This window comes from Gammaproteobacteria bacterium, from assembly GCA_013696315.1.
Lineage (GTDB): Bacteria > Pseudomonadota > Gammaproteobacteria > JACCYU01 > JACCYU01 > JACCYU01.
In genome coordinates this window covers 1-16,508 of sequence record JACCYU010000159.1, presented here as the reverse complement: position 1 = coordinate 16,508, position 16,508 = coordinate 1, and the positions used below count along the sequence as shown (strand labels likewise).

General features: G+C 60.5%; 14 protein-coding genes. 9 read left to right on the top strand and 5 right to left on the bottom strand.

Annotation, left to right across the window (positions count from 1 at the left end):
* Positions 1–32 precede the first annotated feature (32 nt).
* From H0V34_09495 to pip, 6 genes are all read left to right on the top strand, one after another.
* On the top strand, positions 33–2,585 hold the full coding sequence (locus H0V34_09495) for an ABC transporter permease (GenBank protein MBA2491915.1): 2,553 nt from the start codon (positions 33–35) through the stop codon (positions 2,583–2,585).
* Entirely contained in the window at positions 2,586–3,731 is a 1,146-nt protein-coding gene (locus H0V34_09490) for a carotenoid 1,2-hydratase (protein ID MBA2491914.1), read from the top strand.
* A gap of 152 nt (positions 3,732–3,883) precedes the next feature.
* Complete coding sequence (locus tag H0V34_09485; protein MBA2491913.1) at positions 3,884–4,915, top strand: ABC transporter substrate-binding protein; 1,032 nt, start codon at positions 3,884–3,886, stop codon at positions 4,913–4,915.
* 58 nt (positions 4,916–4,973) lie between these two features.
* Positions 4,974–5,741 (top strand): ATP-binding cassette domain-containing protein, encoded by a 768-nt coding sequence (locus H0V34_09480; protein MBA2491912.1) that lies wholly within the window; start codon positions 4,974–4,976, stop codon positions 5,739–5,741.
* Between the two features lie 123 nt (positions 5,742–5,864).
* Positions 5,865–6,674: an ABC transporter permease gene (locus tag H0V34_09475; protein ID MBA2491911.1), complete on the top strand. Its 810-nt coding sequence runs from the start codon at positions 5,865–5,867 to the stop codon at positions 6,672–6,674.
* Between the two features lie 80 nt (positions 6,675–6,754).
* Positions 6,755–7,672, top strand: coding sequence for a prolyl aminopeptidase (gene pip / locus H0V34_09470; GenBank protein ID MBA2491910.1), 918 nt, complete (start codon positions 6,755–6,757; stop codon positions 7,670–7,672).
* 21 nt (positions 7,673–7,693) lie between these two features.
* On the opposite strand, the gene pqqE is transcribed toward pip, so the two are convergent.
* Positions 7,694–8,824 carry a pyrroloquinoline quinone biosynthesis protein PqqE gene (gene pqqE, locus H0V34_09465; protein MBA2491909.1) on the bottom strand — a complete coding sequence of 377 codons (1,131 nt, stop codon included), beginning with the start codon at positions 8,822–8,824 and terminating at the stop codon, positions 7,694–7,696.
* Positions 8,825–9,154: 330 nt separating this feature from the next.
* The gene (gene pqqA / locus H0V34_09460; GenBank protein ID MBA2491908.1) at positions 9,155–9,229 is read right to left on the bottom strand and encodes a pyrroloquinoline quinone precursor peptide PqqA; all 75 of its coding nucleotides are present in this window, start codon (positions 9,227–9,229) and stop codon (positions 9,155–9,157) included.
* A 454-nt stretch (positions 9,230–9,683) separates the two neighbouring features.
* On the opposite strand from pqqA, the gene H0V34_09455 reads away from it, so the two are divergent.
* A complete protein-coding gene (locus tag H0V34_09455; protein ID MBA2491907.1) occupies positions 9,684–11,147 on the top strand; it encodes a HAMP domain-containing histidine kinase in 1,464 nt (487 codons plus the stop codon).
* Positions 11,144–12,586 carry a sigma-54-dependent Fis family transcriptional regulator gene (locus H0V34_09450; protein ID MBA2491906.1) on the top strand — a complete coding sequence of 481 codons (1,443 nt, stop codon included), beginning with the start codon at positions 11,144–11,146 and terminating at the stop codon, positions 12,584–12,586. The genes H0V34_09455 and H0V34_09450 overlap by 4 nt, the downstream gene beginning before the upstream one ends.
* Before the next feature lie 95 nt (positions 12,587–12,681).
* Here H0V34_09450 and H0V34_09445 read toward each other — a convergent pair whose 3' ends face one another.
* The gene (locus H0V34_09445) at positions 12,682–13,398 is read right to left on the bottom strand and encodes a heparin lyase I family protein (GenBank protein MBA2491905.1); all 717 of its coding nucleotides are present in this window, start codon (positions 13,396–13,398) and stop codon (positions 12,682–12,684) included.
* A gap of 880 nt (positions 13,399–14,278) precedes the next feature.
* On the opposite strand from H0V34_09445, the gene H0V34_09440 reads away from it, so the two are divergent.
* Positions 14,279–14,497 (top strand): Uma2 family endonuclease, encoded by a 219-nt coding sequence (locus H0V34_09440; GenBank protein ID MBA2491904.1) that lies wholly within the window; start codon positions 14,279–14,281, stop codon positions 14,495–14,497.
* A 276-nt stretch (positions 14,498–14,773) separates the two neighbouring features.
* Here the strand turns inward: H0V34_09440 and H0V34_09435 are convergent, their stop codons facing one another.
* Positions 14,774–15,097, bottom strand: a complete 324-nt coding sequence (locus tag H0V34_09435; protein MBA2491903.1) for a hypothetical protein — start codon at positions 15,095–15,097, stop codon at positions 14,774–14,776.
* Positions 15,098–15,230: 133 nt separating this feature from the next.
* Complete coding sequence (locus tag H0V34_09430; GenBank protein MBA2491902.1) at positions 15,231–16,331, bottom strand: hypothetical protein; 1,101 nt, start codon at positions 16,329–16,331, stop codon at positions 15,231–15,233.
* Positions 16,332–16,508 lie beyond the last annotated feature (177 nt).

Below are 16,508 nucleotides of genomic sequence, written 5' to 3'. Positions count from 1 at the left end.
TTTCAACCGCGGGGACCGATCTCTTTACGTAATTGTTCTGGTTGGTTTCCTACGCTGATACCTTGCTGGTGCGGGCGAGCCTGCGCTATCTGCTCCGCTACCCCTGGCAGCTTGGTATGGCCGTCGCCGGCGTCGCGGTCGGTGTAGCCATGGTGGTCGCGGTCGACGGCGCGACCAGCGCCGCGGAGCGTTCTTTCCGGGGTTCCATAGAAGCGGCTTCAGGCCGCGCCACGCATCGCATCACTGGCGGCGCGCACGGGCTGGATGAGGCGCTCTATCGAAAACTGCGCGTCAGGCTGGCGTTGCGGAACAGCGCGCCGGTGCTGGAGGGGTTCGTCGAGGTGCGCGGCGAAACCCTGCGGCTGCTCGGTGTCGATCCCATCGCGGAGGCGCCTATCCGCAAATACGTTACCTTCGGTGGCGATATTCCGATCGACCAACTGATTACGGAACCGGGCGCCGTATTGATGTCACGCGCGACCGGCGAGCGTCTGCGTGTTGCAACCGGCGACCGATTCAAGGTCAAGGCCAGTGGCCGCAAACGATCGGTTCAGCTGCTCGCGCACCTGGCTCATGCCGCCCAGCCGCAGGCGGCGATCGACGGCCTGATGATCGCGGATATCGCCACGGCGCAGACGCTGCTGGACCGGTTCGGGCGTCTGAGCGGTATCGACCTGAGGCTGCCCGCGGGCTTGCAGGGTGAGCGCCTGCGCGCGCGAATTGGTGCGTTGCTGCCGGCGGATGCCCGGGTCGAACGCGCCGCCGCGCGCAGCGAGGCCATGACGCAGATGACGCACGCATTCGCCACCAATCTGACAGCGATGAGTCTGCTGGCGCTGCTGATCGGCATGTTCCTGATCTACAGCACCATGAGCCTCTCGGTTTTTCGGCGCCGTGGACTGATCGCGAACCTGCGGATGCTGGGCGCGGGCCGGACACAGATCTTCCGTCTGATACTGGTGGAGGCGGTGGGGTTGAGCCTGCTCGCGGTGGCTATCGGCCTGCCGGGCGGTGCGGTGCTGGCGCAGGGGCTGCTCGCGCTGGTCACCCGCACGATCAACGATCTGTACTTTACATTCAGCGTCAACACCTGGGCTGTCGATGCGGGCACCCTGACCAAGGGTGCTGCGCTCGGTATCGGCGCCAGTCTGCTGGCCGCGATGGGTCCGGCGTTGGAAGCGGCGCGCGCAACACCGCTGGAGGCGCGCACCCGCTCGCACCTGGAGCGCGGTGCGCGACGGCTGGTCAGGTGGCTGGCGCCGGCGGGTGTGGCGATCATGCTTGCAGGCGCCGTGCTATTGACCGCGGGTCAGTCGCTGTGGCTCGGATTTGTTGCGCTACTGCTGGTCAGTGCGGGCTATGCGTTGGTCACACCAGCGGCGGTGGCCACCATGATGCAACTGGCGCAAGCTCCGCTTGCTTACTGGTTCGGATCGCCGGGCCGCCTCGCCGCGCGCGGCGCACAAGCCAGTCTGAGCCGCACCGCCGTGGCGAGCGCAGCGCTGGTCGTGTCCGTGGCGGCGGTGGCTGGCGTAACAATCATGATCGACAGCTTTCGCGGCTCGGTCGCCGCCTGGCTGGGCGCGACCTTGCGCGCCGATCTCTATGTGATCACGCCCTCATCCGACGTAGAAGGCGCAGAGTCGGTACTGTCGCAGAGACTCGTGCGGCGGATCGCAAACGTACAAGGCGTCGCGGATGTCGAAGCGCACCGCTGGGTCACGGTGCGGACAGGCGCGCATGAAGCCCGCTTACACGTGATCGAAAACTCGCCATCCGCGCGGCTCGGCTTTATGTTCAAGGCCGGCGATCCGGACGCCGCGCGACGTGCGTTCAGACGCGGGACAGCGGTCCTAGTCTCCGAACCTTATGCGTATAGACATCAACGGGTGCCGGGCGACTTCATCGTGTTGCGAACCGACCATGGCAAACGGGGCTTCAGGATTGCCGGCATGTTCTATGATTACGGCTCGGATCAAGGTGTGGTGGCGATGTCGCGCGCGCTTTATGCGCGCTGGTGGCGGGACCGCAGCGTCTCCTCGCTTGGCGTTCGGTTAAGCGGGGGCGTGGCCGCGCGTCAGGTGCGGGCGCGATTGCGGGCCGCGGTCCAAGGTTTGCAGCCGGTGCTGGTCCGCGCCACCGGCGAGTTGCGCGCGCAGACGATGGCGATCTTCGACCGTACTTTCGCGATCACGCAGGTGTTGCGAGTGCTGACTATGGTGGTCGCCGTGGTGGGTGTCTTGAGCGCGTTCATGGCGCTGCTGCTGGAACGCGGCAAGGAGTTCGCGGTGTTGCGCGCGACCGGCTTTACACAAGGCCAGATCGTCGTGCTGATTACGGGCGAAGCCGGATTACTGGGCTTATGCACGGGCCTGCTGGCAATGCCGCTTGGGGTGGTAATGTCGCTGGTATTGATCGAGGTGATCAATCGGCGGTCGTTTGGCTGGAGCATGCCAGTCTCAATCGCGCCAGAGGCGCTGTTGCAGACGCTGGCGCTGGCGCTCACCGCGGCACTGGCGGCCAGTATCTATCCCGGTTTCCAGGCGGCGACCTCGCGCCCTGCGGCAGGATTGCGGGCGGAATAAATGGCGCGGGTCCGGTTGATTATATGCGGATTGCTCATTGTCCTGATAACGCTGAGTTTGCGCGTTCTCTTTACCGACCGTGATACGGCGCCGCCCGTGCACGAAAACGATCTTGCCGGCGTGCTCGGCGACAGCGCGGGCTATGCGCAGGCGGATCGGGCGCGCCGCTTCCGGTTTCCGGCCGACTTTGGCGCGCATCCGGATTTCCGCCAGGAGTGGTGGTATTTCACGGGCAACTTACAGGCCGCCGATGGCCGACGCTTCGGGTATGAGCTGACCCTGTTCCGTATTGCGCTAAGCCCCAACCAGACGCCGGGCAGGTCGGCGTGGCGCACCGATCAGCTCTATACCGCGCACCTCGCGTTAACCGACCGGCAAGAGCATCGGTTCGAGTGTTACGAGCGTTTCAGCCGCGGCGCGATGGGTCTGGCGGGCGCGCGGACCGCGCCGTTTCGAGTATGGCTGGAAGATTGGCGAGTCGCGGCGCGCCCAGGCGGTGGTTTTCCGTGGCGGCTGGAAGCCAACGCCGGCAATTGGCGGCTGGCGCTGGCGCTGTCGCCACAAAAGCCGCTGGTGTTGCAGGGTAATCGTGGTCTGGACCGCAAGAGCGCGAAAGGTCATGCATCGTATTATTACTCTTTCACGCGTCTGAGCACCGTCGGCACGCTCACCCTGGATGGTGAGATCATTGACCTCAACGGCTTGTCGTGGCTGGATAGGGAGTGGAGCAGCGGCTCGCTCGCGGACGATCAGCAGGGTTGGGACTGGTTCGCGCTGCAACTGAACGATGGTGCCGATATCATGTTTTATCGCCTGCGTGACACGCGTGATGCGACTGATCCCAACAGCGGCGGTGTCTGGGTTGACGCGCTCGGCAACAGCGTTACGCTGGTCGCCAGCGACGTGCGGATCGAAACGCTGGCGCACTGGTCCAGCCCGCGCGGTGGTCGCTACCCGGCGCGCTGGCGGCTGACAATACCTGCGTGCGACTGCCGTTTAATCGTCACGCCCATCATGGCCGATCAGGAGCTGGACGTGCTGGTGCGCTACTGGGAAGGCGCGGTCGATGTTACGGGCTTGTGCGGCACTGACCGAGTCAGCGGCATGGGTTACGTGGAGCTGACAGGCTATGCGGAGAGAACGTGAAGAGTGTCATGCGGCGGCGCGCGACCCGGATGCTTTCCCGCATGCGGCGGTCGTCTGCCCTGACTCAAGTAGTGAATTTTGTGCACAGTGTCGTGTCCACATTCGGTACGTCTAAACAGCCGACCCTGCCAATGAGCCTCGCCGTTGTTCGCATGATCGCGCCTTTTGATCTTGCGCGGCCGTTTTTGCGCCATCTTTTTGAGGCGGTTTTCGTCATTTGTTTTCTGTTGATTGTTTGCGGCGCGGCGCGGGCCGGGGAGCTCGAGCCAGTGCGGGTAGGTGTGCTGCATTTCGGCACGGTATCGTGGGAACTGGATGTCGTGGCGCAGCATGGGCTCGCCGAGCGCGAGGGCGTGGAAATGGAAATCGTGCCGCTCAGTTCCACCAGTGCGCTGAACGTGGCGCTGCGAAGCGGTGATATCGACATGGTGGTGGGCGACTGGATCTGGGTGTCCCGGCAGCGTGCCGCCAACCGGAACTTTACGGCCGTGCCGTATTCCCTTACGGAAGGTGCGCTGCTGGTGCGGCCCGACGCGGGCATCGACGTGCTCGCGGACCTGGCCGGCAGGAAGCTGGGTGTGGCTGGCGGTCCGGTCGACAAGAGCTGGCTGTTGCTGCGCGCCTACGCGCGTCAAACACTTAACGAAGACCTGGCGGACATGGTGGAGCCCACTTATGCCGCGCCGCCGCTGCTGAACGTACTGGCGCTCAGGGGTGTTTTGCCCGCGTTGATTAACTACTGGCATTACGCGGCGCGGCTTGAAGCGGCTGGCATGAAGCCGCTGATCGGCATCGATGAGGCGTTAGCCGAGCTGGGGGTTGAAGAACCGGTGCCGCTGCTGGTGTGGGTGTTCAGCGAAGACTGGGCTGTGAAGAACCCGACGCTGGCGCAGGGGTTTTTGCGCGCGACCTACGCCGCCAAGCATATTCTGGCTGAGTCGGAGCAGGAATGGGAGCGCATCGCACCGCTCACCCAGGCGCGGGACGAAGCGACATTGCAGGCGTTAAGAAAGGCGTACCGGGAGGGCATTCCGCTGCACTTTGGCAATGCGGAAATCGAGGCCGCGAAGCAGGTATTCGCGATACTGGCGCGCGAGGGCGGCAGCGAACTCGTGGGGTCCAGCACTTCGTTAAGTCCCGGCACTTTTTGGCGCGGCTTCACAATCGGGTCGCCCGCGAGGTGACCGTGGCACCGGGTGAAGTGATCGAAAGGCGCGGCGCTTGAACGATACCGGCGCGGCCATGTGCGCTACCCAGGCGCGGGAAAAGGTGCTGAAGGTCGCATCCGCCAGCAAGTCCTACGGCGCGCGCAAGGCGCTGGACAACGTCAGTCTGCACGTGGACACGGGCGAGTTTGTCGCCCTGCTGGGCCCGAACGGCGCGGGCAAGACGACCCTGTTCCAGCTTTTGACCGGACTCTTCGTCGCGGATAGCGGCGACATTCACATTCGCGGCCATGACATCCGCCGCAAACCCATCCACGCCCTGGCCGGCATCGGTGTGGTGTTCCAGCAGCCTACCCTCGATATGGACATGAGCGTGCGCGCCAATCTGCTGTTTCACTGCCGGCTGCATGGCCTGAACAGGGAACGCGCCCGCACGCGCATCGAGGTAGAGTTGCAACGTCTCGGTCTCGAAGGCCGGGCGGAGGAATCCTGTCGGGCGTTAAGCGGTGGTAATCGTCGTAAGATCGAGCTCGCGCGCGCGCTGCTGCACGACCCCAACGTGCTGTTGATGGACGAAGCGACGGTGGGTCTCGATCCCGCTTCGCGCTCCTCGCTGGTCAGCTATGTCCATGAACTCTGCGCCGCGCGCGGCATGGGCGTGTTATGGGCCACGCATCTGGTGGACGAGGCGGAACAGGCGGACAGAGTGCTGGTGTTGCATCAGGGGCGGTTGCTGGCGGCGAAGACGCCGACGGAATTGCTGCGCGACACGCGCGCCGGCAGCTTGTCGCAAGCATTCCTGAGCATGACTGGCGTTAGTCCAGAGAAGAGCGGTGAGCGGTAGCATGGATGCATTGCGACGGTGGACGCCGAACACGTGTCTAAAAAGGGTTGTCATCAGGCGCACGCAACGTTGCGGGGCGTATGCCTGGGTTGTCGTCCCATCTGATATCAACGGAGCGCGCTCATGACGCCTATGCACGCGCTGCGGGGCATGCAGGCGCTGGGCAGCCGCGAGGTCACCAAATTCTGGCATCAGAAAGGGCGTCTGATTTCTGCGCTGGTGCGTCCCGCGTTATGGCTGATTGTATTCGCGGCTGGCTTTCAGCACATGTCCGGCGTGGCCGTCGTTCCGCCTTACGATGCTCAAGTCGAGTACCAGGTCTACATCGCGCCCGGCCTGCTCGGAATGGTGCTGCTGTTCAATAGTATGCAGTCTTCGCTGTCGATGGTTTACGATCGTGAAATGGGCCTGATGCGGTTGCTGCTGACGGCGCCGTTGCCCCGTTGGTATCTGTTGCTGTGCAAGCTCATGGCCGGGACATTGCTCTCTGTATTGCAGGCGTACGCGTTCTTGCTGTTGTGCGTGCTGTTCGATGTGGACATTCCAATGATCGGCTGGCTTTATGCCCTGCCGGCCCTCGTTCTGGGCGGTATGATGCTGGGTTCGCTGGGCCTGCTGCTGTCTGTGCATATCAAGCAGCTGGAAAACTTTGCGGGCACCATGAATTTCGTCATCTTCCCGATGTTCTTTATTTCTTCGGCGCTTTACCCCCTGCGGAAGCTGGATGCGTCCGGCGCCGAAATCATTTATACGCTTGCGCGGTTCAATCCCTTCACGCACACAATCGAGCTGATCCGCTTCGCGCTCTACGGTCAGCTCAACGCAATCAGTCTGGCCGTAGTTGTGGGCAGCGGAATCGTGTTTTTCGTGCTCTCGGTATATGGTTACGACCCGCAGCGCGGCATGGCGAGTCGCGCGCCGACTCCTGCCTGAAGGGGCGGATCGTTCATCGTGAAACTTCTTTCGTGTCAGATCAGTATCTCTATCCTGCAATAGAGCCGTACGCGTCGGGTATGCTTGATGTGGAGCAGCCGCATAGGCTTTACTACGAACAGTGCGGAAATCCCGACGGCATTCCCGTCCTGTTTCTGCATGGCGGCCCGGGTTCGGGCTGCGCGCCCAGTCATCGGCGCTTCTTTAATCCAGCCATTTACCGAATCGTGCTGATAGATCAGCGTGGCGCCGGGCGCTCGCACCCCGCCGGTTGCCTGAAGAATAACAATACGCAGGCATTGCTCGCGGACCTGGAGCGATTAAGGTCGCACCTCGATATCGAACAGTGGTTGCTGTATGGCGGCTCATGGGGCGCTACCCTGGCGCTGCTTTATTTAAGGCGGTGGCCGCGACGCGTTGCAGCGCTGGTGCTGCGCGGCACGTTCCTCGCGCGATTGCGCGATCTGGCTTGGTTTTACAGCAAGGATGGCGTCGGGCGCCTGTTCCCGCAAGACTACGCGTCGTTCATCGAGCATCTTCCTGAGCCGGAGCGCGCGAGTCCGGTATCCGAGTACCATCGCTTGCTGCACGCGCCGGAACAGAGCGTACAAATGGCCGCCGCGCGTGGCTGGAACGCCTGGGAAACACGGGTGGTCAGGCAATTTATGCCGACGAGAAATAATAAAGCCGGCAGCATGGATGCGGATGAAATCCACCGCCGCGCGGCGATCGTCAATCACTACGCCCATTACAAATTTTTTCTGGGCGGCGAGGGCGTGCCGCTGGATTTCGAAGTTTTAAACGACAAACCCTGCACCATCGTTCACGGCCAGCGTGATCTCGTGTGTCCACTGGAATCCGCGTGGACGGCGCATCGCGCGCTGCCTGGATCAGAGTTACGTGTTGTGGAAGCCGGTGGGCATGTCGCGAATGACCCAGCGATCGGTAAAGTGCTGGTGCAGGTATTCGATCAGATGGCGACTCGCCTCGTCGGTTGAAAGCGTCAGGCGAGCGTATCGTTAGTTTGCATGTTCCGGCGTCGCCCGCTGCTCGGCGGTAATCTGCTTCGAGTTGCGCGGATTTCTGAATACCAGAGGTTTGGGATTGCCTCTGGACTCCGCGCTGTTGGCGCGCGCGAGAGCATCCAGCACGGTTTCGTGATGCGGTGATTTACTGCATACCGGGTCGGCATTCGCCGCATCGCCGGTGAGCATGTAGGCCTGACAGCGGCAACCGCCGAGATCACGGGTCTTTTCCGGGCAGCTGCGGCAAGGTTCCTTCATCCAGTCGAAGCCGCGAAACTGATTGAACGTGGGCGAGTCGCGCCAGATCCATTCGATGCTCGCGTCGCGAACATTGGGAAGTTCAGGCCCAGGCAATTGTCGCGCCGCGTGGCAGGGCAGGACGGTGCCATCCGGCGTAATGGTGAGAAATACGTTACCCCAGCCGTTCATGCAGGCTTTTGGTCGCTCCTCGTAATAATCCGGGATGATGTAGTAGATTTTCATCCGCTGCTTGAGGCGCTCGCGGTACTCATTGGCGACAACTTCCGCATGTTGCAGTTGCTCGCGCGTCGGCAGCAACTGTTCGCGGTTATGCAGCGCCCAGCCGTAATACTGAGTGTTGGCCAGCTCGACATAATCCGCATCCAGGGAAATCGCCATTTCCAGAATCTGGTCCAGTTGCTCGATGTTGTGGCGGTGCAGAACCACATTAAGCACCATTGGATAATCGTGCCGCTTGACCGCGCGCGCCATTTCGAGCTTGCGCTCGAATGAGTGCGTGCCGCCCAGGAAATCGTTGAGTTCCTGCGAGCTTGCCTGAAAGCTGATCTGGATGTGGTCGAGGCCGGCGCGCCGAAACGTTTCTACGCGCTCCTCATCCATGCCGATACCCGACGTAATTAGGTTCGAATAGAATCCGAGCTTGCGGCCCTCGGCGATAATTACTTCAAGATCGCGCCGTAACAACGGTTCCCCACCTGATAGTCCCAGCTGCGTCGCGCCCATGGCGCGCGCCTCGCGCAAAACCCTCAGCCAGGTGTCGGTATCCAGCTCCTTGCCTTGCTGCGCCATGTCTAGCGGGTTACTGCAGTAAGGGCATTGCAGTGGGCAGGCGTAGGTGAGTTCGGCCAGCAGCCATAATGGCATCCCCGGCTTGGGATCGCGAGCGGAAACCTCATTCACGGCATCTTCTCCTCATTGCTCAGGCTCCACAATTGCTCTGGCGGCTGGCCAGGGCACATGTCGTTGCCCGCAATCTAATCGTTGGATCGGTGCGGCGGGAAGAGAAGGTTGAGATCGAGCGTAAATGCGAACCTGCGCCGCGGCGGGTCGGAGCTCGAAGGGTTGCTACATAATGATGGCGGTACGCTTCAGGACTGAACCGTACGCCTTGTTTCGTGGCCGGTGATATTACGGGTGTCGGTCCCGATGGGCCAAAAGAACCGGGGACTTTGCAGTCCCCGGTTACCGGAGGCATTACCGGTTGTTGATGTACATCGTGATTTCAAAACCAAAACGTACGTCGCTATATTCTGGGGTTGTCCACTTCATGAGTTTATCTCCACTTGGGTTGAAGGTTGAATCTGCCAGCAATTACTGGCGTTTGTTACCTCTTACATAACTGAAGCCGGATAGTGCCACAACTTCACTATGTCCCCAATTAGAGCAGATTGCGTGCCAGACGTACTAAATGGATGATGCGGCATAAACAAGCTCTGAATAAATAACAAGTTATAGGAATTTCAGCCTATGGCCCAACTACCGGAGCAGGTTCGATCCCGAAAGCAACCACAGGTTATCGGTTGATATAAACCACCTGTATGATTGAAAACAACCACTTCAGTATGCGCTTCGGTGCCTAATCGCGTTAACGAGGCGGGAATCGCGTGCGCAAGGGAGCGGTCGATCGACACCCGCTCTTGAGTATACTGCCCTTATGCCAAAGTTTGTGCGCTTGAGAAGCGGCCGCGGATCACGGCTTCATTAGCTAATGCATCGTCAGTTAATGATCCGCACACGGTCGCTAAAAAAACTGCTGCTCGTTTATCAGACGAGCTTTCTGCTGCTGGTGATTATCACCGGGGCGATCGGCGGCTTGTGGGCGTATTTCTGGCAGCAGACCTCGGAGGAATCGGTGCGCATCAACGCCTTGCTGATCGAGGCGCAGCTGGTGCGCGGGGATTTGTACCGGCAGCTCAAGGAAATCACCCGTTCCGGCGCGGGCGGTGATCCCAATGCGCTGGATCAATACTGGCATCGCCTGTATCTCATCGATAAGCATTTCTACGCATTGCAACAGCATGCCGATTCCGTGGCCGAGACGCGCGCCATCGACTCCATGCAGCAGTCGTACAGCCTGATGCAGGCGGAGATGAATCAGTTTCTGGCGTCCCCAGTCAGTGTGACAGAGCGCATAAAGCTCCTGGACCCGGCTTACGACCGGATGATGCTGGGCAATTTCGAAGATGCTTTTCTGGAATTCTCGAAAATCATTGCGCGACAGCGCCGGGCGCTGGAGCAGACGATCGAATACTGGACGCGGCTGGCGCCCATTCTGATTCCCGCGCCCATCCTGCTGGCGGCGGCATTGCTGTTTTTCTCGCACCGCAGTTTCCGGCGCGGTTTCGTGGCGCCGATGCGTGAGGTGGTGTCGGGCGCCAAGCGTATCAGCGAAGGCCGACTCGACCATCGCATCCCGACCTGGGGTGTGGATGAAGTGACCGTGGTAGCGCGCTCGATCAATAACATGGCGAGCGAGCTCGCTGCGAGTCGTGATGCGCTCGTGGAAAGCGAAAAGCAGGCCGCGCTGGGCGCGCTGGTGCCAGTGGTGGCGCACAACATTCGCAATCCGCTGGCCTGCATTCGAGCTACCGCGCAGGTGATGGACGACGTGGATGACGCGGAGGATTTGCGGGAATCGCGGCAGGAGATCATCGACACGGTGGATCGCCTGGAACGCTGGATCAAATCGCTGCTGTCCTATCTGCATCCATTAAAACCGCACAAGACGCGCACCACGCTCGCCGCCGTGGTGGAGGGCGCGCTGGCGCCGCTCAAGCCGAAGCTCGAGGCAAAAAAGCTTACTATCAGGCGTTCTGCGTGGCGGCGTGATCAGGCGTTACTCGTCGATACCGATCTGCTGGAACAGGCGATTCACGGGCTGATCAACAATGCCGCCGACGCCTCGCCGCCGGGCGGGGAGATCGGGCTTGCGATCGTGTCGTCGGCAGGTGAGATCACGTTGATCATCGACGATCAGGGCCCCGGTATGCCGATGAATCCCGATCCTAAAGGGCTGGCGCCGGTGCCATCGACCAAGCGCTTCGGCACCGGGCTCGGCATTCCGTTCGCGTTCAAGGTGAGTCAGGCGCACGGCGGCAGGATTGTGTTTGAGCAGGCGCCCGGCGGCGGTACGCGCGTACGCTTGTCGCTGCCAACGAACGATTCCATTGAAATTGAATCCGTATGACCCTCGAAGAAAAAACGTCTGCGGCCGAGCCCTCCAACGGAGGTGCTGCCTCTGAAGTCCACATACTCATCGTGGAAGACGAGGCGATGCTGGCCAAAGCCATTGCCAAGCGCTTTCGCAAGGAAGGTTATGTCAGCGATGTCGCCGGCACGCTCGCAACCGCGCGTGAGCAGATTACGCGTGCTACACCTGACCTGATTCTACTGGACATGCGCTTGCCGGATGGCTCCGGGCTGGATTTTCTGGAGCAGTTGCGAGAGCGCGATAGCGCGGATATTCCGGTGGTGGTGATGACGGCGTACGGTGAACTGGAGGACGCCGTCGCGGCATTAAAACTCAAAGCGCTGGATTACCTGAAAAAGCCGGTGGATCTGGACGAATTGCTGGTGATCGTCGAGAAGGTGTTCAGGCAGGTGGAGGTGCGGCAGAGCCTTGAATATTCGCGGCAACGCGACGGCCGGGCGCTGGAGTCCGCGACGTTGCTTGGGGAAAGCGACGCAATCGTACAATTGCGCAAACAGATTCAGCGTATTGGTGCGATTACCGCCAATTCGAGCGACTCACCGCCTACCGTTTTGATTCTGGGCGAAACCGGCTGCGGCAAGGATCTGGCGGCCAGGCTGTTGCACCTGGCAAGCAGCCGTCGTGAGCGTCCGTTTGTACACGTGGATTGCGCCGCGCTGCCCAAGGACCTCATCGAAGCGGAGCTGTTCGGTCACGAGAAGGGCGCCTATACCGGCGCACACACCGCGCGCACCGGCCTGGTCGTCGCCGCCGAGGACGGCACGGTATTCTTGAACGAGATCGCCGAACTGCCGCTGGAACTGCAATCGAAATTGCTGACGGTGCTCGAACGCCGTACGGTCAGGCAGGTGGGCAGCAGCCGCGAACGGCGCGTGCCGGCATGGTTTATCGCCGCCACGAATCGCAATCTGGCGGAGATGGTCAAACAGGAACGCTTTCGCTCCGATTTGTTCTACCGGCTGAAGGTCTTGACCCTGACCATGCCGCCGCTGCGGGAACGAGGCGACGATCCCGTGCTGCTCGCGCGCCATTTTGCGAAACAGACCGCGCACCGTTACGGGCTGCCGGAACCGGAGATATCTCAGGAACTGGTCACGGCGCTGTGCAACTACACGTGGCCCGGCAATGTGCGGGAGCTTCAGCATCTGGTCGAACGCGCAGTGTTACTGAGTGACGGCCGACGCCTGACCCTCGCGGCCATGAGCCTGGAAAGCGGCGACGCGCACCATGACCAGCAGCCGGAGGTCGGCGAAGCGCTTGAGGACATGACTCTGGAAGCCGCCGAATATCAGCTAATCAGACAGGCGCTGCAACGCGCGGACGGCAACGTGTCGGAGGCCGCGCGGCGGTTAGGCGTTACCCGCATGGCGCTGCGTTATCGCATGGAGAAGTATGCCATCCCGACGGACCGCTGACCGTTCACGCCCCGGGGCGGATTGCGTCCTTGTAATGCGCCCGCCCTTTGAGGTTATTACTTAGTCAGTCCGTTCGATAAGGATCATGAATCGCGCTATGGCGCGACGCCGCTGTAGCCGGCCGCTGCGTCGCCCACGGTAACCTCATCGTAATAGATGGTGCGCTGATCGGACGCCGTGGCACCCGAGCGACTCCGCCACCCCGGGATGTAAATGCCGACTTTCATATAAGGGCCGAGCGCGTCGTTGTAGCAGTTGGGCCCATGGTAGTTAACGATCATGCTGCCGTTCTTCCATATCTCGAGCAGTCCGTCGCTGCCAAACGAAAAATCGACATGGATCACCCAGTCGGTCCATTGACCTTTGCTCAGACTGCCCGCGCTGAAGATCTTGCTACCCTGTGTCGAAGCAGTTGTCGTGGCGTTCGCATCGTAATTAACGTCGATACGGTAGCCGCTCGAGTTAGCTCTCAGGAGTATCGGCTGTTGGCCGCCCTGATCCCCGGCATCGGGACGCTTGTGTATCTGGAAGGCGAAAAAACCGTCGCCCCCGGAAGTCGGTATCTGGTTGCTGAAACCGATCCAGTATTCCTTGCCGATGTCGAACTTTGGATTTTGCAGGGTGAGCTCGGTGCGGTATGAGACCTTGTCATTGAGCCGGTCGAGTTTAAGCTCCGCCGCATAGTTGCCGCCACGGATCGGAGAATTGACGATCTTCGCCGTGCTGTTACCGGAAGGTCGCCAGCCGGAGAAAGACTGTGCGTCGAAATTGTCGCTATACAGAACAGCGGCGTTAGCCGAAGAGGCCAGCATTAACGCGCTGACAAACAATACTGAACATTGAGTTTTCACTGAATTTACCCCAAGCAATTAGGCTACTAGCGAGGGCGCCGGCTGGCCGCGAACAAGCGTAGCTGACGCCGATGAATGACCACGCCGTTCGGCGCTTGTTTATCCGCACGTCCGACGCAACCGCCGGAGTAGCGACGATGGCGCTGCCAATACGCCCCCCATGCCCGGGTTCAGACTTTGAGGGCAGATGCCACGACTGGATGTGCAGACTCTTGCGGTTGTTACTATCAGGTTCCCGTAATGACGGGAGAACGCAGAAAAAAATGAACTGTAGTTATGGCTACGCTTACATGCTGACCTCCTTTTTTTCGCCTTTTAGAAATTCTGAACTAATGCACTTCCGTCACATCCGCTGTCTCTTTCTTCACACGGGAGAGCTTACGGCCGGCGTACCCACCGATTGCATACGGATTCGAACATTCGCCGGTGATAATAGATTTCCGCCGCACAGCGGCGCTTGAATCGCTATACAACATTGCGCGGGCTGGCAACGCCTGGGGCAGGTATGTATTTACTTTCCGAGATTGGCTGGATCGCAACGGCTCTTTGTGTACAGGGGGCGCAGCGAAAATGACGCCGCGGCAATGTTAGGAATTAATATGACCACGCCATTGCTTGAGGAGATCGACATGACCTCGGTCAGCACTTCGCCGTTGGTCAAGACCTACACGCTCGATGAATTCTGGCGGCTACCCGATCCGCCTGACCGCTCCAAGCTCGAACTTATCGCGGGAGTGCTCTACATGACGCCGCCGCCTGACTGGCCGCGCCTTAATGAATTACTATCCGCTCGCCTGCGCTCGACAGGCACTCAAGGAACGCTATACGTCCCCGCGCCGCCATGTGGACGGGCCCGAGCACCTACTTTGAGCCTGACCAGTTCTATGTCTCGGCTGAACTGGAAGCGCGACTCGATCCAGGTCATCGCACCACGGCCAATCTCGTGATCGAAGTCGTATCGCCTGGATCGGCGATCTATGACCGCAACGCCAAAGCCGATAATTACGCGGCACTCGGCGTTAAGGTAATGTGGCTGGTCGAGAGTCTCAGAAGCGGGTAGAGGTGCGCAATCAAACCGGTAACGGTTTCGGTGAGCGTCGCGTGTTTACCGCCAACGAGCGCGTAATCACCGCCGTGCTGCCTTATCTGATTCTTCTCCCCGCACAACTGTTTAGCAATTGAAGGGCAGGCGGTCGGCGGGATGACGACTTACGCTTGCGCAAGTTGCTCACCAGACGAGGTATAGCGCTGTAGTGGTAGGTCGGCAATCCTTTGCCGACGTTTATCTTGAATAGCTGGGATTCGCTGACTCATCCGAGCCTACGCGCCATGTTTCTCAACGCTCGAATGAACCGGTGTCGCAGGCCGCGCCGCCGTCGCCATTGCCATCCCGCGGCCTTCTTACGCCGCGCTGGTCTGTCCTCGGAGGCGGGCAGGTGCCGTCGCTGACCGAATCGATCGCCGGGCTGCCCGCGGGCAATGCATGGGTTCTGGTTCGCCCACCGTTGTTGGCGAGGGTGGTGTCTAGAACTTTCGCGAGACCTACACTGGGTACGATGTCGGTGGCGCCTTTTTTAAAGCCCGAAAGTCCTGCGTTGCGGTTGAACCCGAAGACGTTGAAGTCGTTGGCATTGACGGTGCCGTAGTTACTGCTATCCACTTCCCGCGCCTTGGGCGCGGTATTGCCCGAGATTAACGTTTTGTGCAGCGTGAGATCAGTTGCATAAATATAAATACCGCCGCCCGATTGCGAGGCGGAGTTGCGTGTGATGGTGGCGTTGGTCAGGGAATCATCATTGATTATTGCCTAGAGTAATGCTGATACCGCCGCCGATACCATTTGCGGAATTGCCCGAGATGGTGCTGTTGGTCAAAGTGAGGTCGCTCTGAAAGCTTTCTACGCCGCCGCCTCTGCCGCCGGTTGCGCGATTGCCCGAGATGGTGTTACCGGTGACCGTAAGTGTGGCGTAATCGATGCACACCCCGCCTCCGGAGCTTCCCTTGGCGGAATTGCCCGAGATGGCGCTGTTAATAATGGTTAGATTACCTCCGCCCGCCTCGCCATCGCTCCGCACGCCACCACCACCACCACCACCGGCGGCGGAAGAGTTATTTGATATCGTGCTTCTAGTGACGGTAAGGGTACCCAAGTTGAGTACGCCGCCGCCGCCCGAGGCTGAATTACCGGAGATCGTGCTGCTGGATAAGATGACCCTGCCGGCGCTGGCTATACCGCCGCCGCCGTCAGGAGTCTTTCCGCCGCTTACCCTGGTTCGTTGCAAACTCAGCCTGCCATCAAAATCCACGGCGAAAATACGGAACTCCGGCGCGCTGCTGGCCCGCCTGATCGTCGCGCCATTGCCCTGGATCGTGATCGCACTGGTTACCAGAGGCAGCCCGTTTGGACCAGAAAAAAAGCGGTCGTACTGGTCAGCTTCCGAATTGTTGATCGCCGTCAGTGTCTGCGTGCTGCCTTTGGGTAACACGATCGTATCCGCACCACTACCAGCCGGGCAGCCGCCGGTGGAGGTATCCGTGTTGGCCGCTGTGATGGCGTCTACCAAGGAGCAGACCTTGATGGGCGCGCTGGTCTGCCCACCTCCGCCGCCGATATTGATCGTGGCGGCCAGCGCCGGTGTCTGACCCAGCGCCAACAGCAGCGCCACGCCGGCCAAGGATCGCTTCCACTGCCGCTGCATCGCCCGACGCGCACGGCGGGGCAAGGTCTGCAACTTCGTGTACTGCGCCGCGAACCGGGGCAACAGCTCACGTTCGTGATTTACAAGTCGCTGCTTGAATGCTGGATCATTTAAGGCTTGAACCAACTGCTCCCGCCATGCCGCCACGACGTGGTCGTATTGAATGCTATTGCCGGTACTGTGTTTGGTTTGCATGGTTTTTTCCTGTTGCGTGGTCAAAAAAAATCGTTGTAGCCCGGAAGAAGCGAAGCGCACTCCGGGCGCCCTGGTGTTGCCTCTGACGCAAGTGAGATACACGCCGTTAGCGCGGCGTCGGTTCACCTTCCCGGGCGCGTTTTCGGGCTGTATTCCCGTGCCTGCTGTGCTGCTCCG